This is a genomic window from Cerasibacillus terrae (assembly GCF_008039555.1).
Classification (GTDB): Bacteria; Bacillota; Bacilli; order Bacillales; family Amphibacillaceae; genus Cerasibacillus; species Cerasibacillus terrae.
This window is the reverse complement of record NZ_VDUW01000024.1, coordinates 1-1,406: the sequence shown is the minus strand read 5'-3', so window position 1 is coordinate 1,406 and position 1,406 is coordinate 1. Positions and strand designations below refer to the sequence as shown.

Below are 1,406 nucleotides of genomic sequence, written 5' to 3'. Positions count from 1 at the left end.
TCACTAGCATTGCATAAAAATAGTTAAAAAATTCTGTAAACATGTTTCCGAAAATTTTTGCCAAAAAGTCAATGTCCAACTAAAGGTGGCCCTGTTCATTTTTTGAAAATTATACAATTAACACGCAAACGACAACGACATAATTGCTTGTTACGGCACGGTCTTACTTTCAAAACGGTGTAACCAAATATAGGCTGGTTTCCATAATGCGGCCTTTAGCCAACGAGTAATGCGGAGTAAAGACTTCCTGCTTTTTGTTTCCAATTGAATAAGGACATGCAAACAATAAGTGATTAGCGCTATGTAGATTTGATTTTGTAAAGCTGTTTCACTCATGCCATAAAAATGTTTGATTTCGACATGTTGTTTCAGCCATTTAAAGAATAATTCAATTGCCCAACGTGACCGATAGATATCACTAATTTCTTCTGGTTTTAAATCAAATCGATTCGTAATCAGACGTAGAATATTTCCTTTCGTATCGCGCACTTCAAGAAGACGAAAGATGTTTTCACATCGCTTTTGCGTTGAACCGATGTACACCATTTTGTCAGATAGAATGTTTGAGTCAGAAGGAACAGAAAACGTAAGTACTTCGCGGGTAACGGAATTTTTCTTTAGTCTAGAAACGAAGAAATACCCATCGTCTGTCATTCGATCAAAACGTTCGTAGTCCATGTAGCCACGATCAAATACATACATGGCATCTTTATCATCAACAAGAACTTCCAATTGATTACGGTCATGTTCTTTCGCTGTTGTAATCACTGCTTTATCAGGGTAGACCGTATCTTTGTCCATGAAAACAAGTCGTAAATGCAGTTTCACACCTGCCTTGGTTTTACGGAATTTTGCCCACTTGTAATGCGTAAGATTAAGGGGCAATGTACTGGAATCAATGATTTTTAGTGGTAACCCTCTTAAATTCTTGTTGTGATATCCACGTATTTGATAAACAAGATCCAGGAAAAGTTCGGCTAGAATAGCTGGATCCATTTCGTTGTTTTTTCGAGAAAGCTGGGATGCGCTAATGGACTTGAGTCCAACTGCTTTCTGAAAATCTACATTGAGTAATGCATCACTCAGTGCTTGCAGGCCTTCCGTTTCATGAATTTGCGCATAAAGCATGAGTTTGATATAAGCCTCTGTCGTTAGCTTCTTCGTATATTTATCTTGACTTAAATTAGTTACTTGTTTTTGAAGTTTTTTTGAATTTATAGGTGTTAACCATTTACTAAATGAACTTTTTAGTGTATTCTTGTCCATGCTATGGTCCTTTGCTTTGGATTTGGACAGGAAACCACCTGTACTTCCATTGTAAAGGATTTTTTTATTGTATGGACATTAAATTATTGAACATTGTTAGTATTTTGAATCAACAGACTTAATTAATGCAATGCTAGTGA

1 protein-coding gene is annotated in these 1,406 nt (G+C 36.1%); it reads right to left on the bottom strand.

The annotated features are described in order from the left end of the window. Window positions 1–150 precede the first annotated feature (150 nt). Complete coding sequence (locus FHP05_RS15085; RefSeq protein ID WP_147670795.1) at window positions 151–1,266, bottom strand: IS4 family transposase; 1,116 nt, start codon at window positions 1,264–1,266, stop codon at window positions 151–153. Between the last annotated feature and the right edge of the window lie 140 nt (window positions 1,267–1,406).

Coding starts and splice junctions, on each gene's coding strand:
- FHP05_RS15085 (WP_147670795.1), bottom strand. CDS start 1,266: ATGGACAAGAATACACTAAAAAGTTCATTTAGTAAATGGTTAACACCT.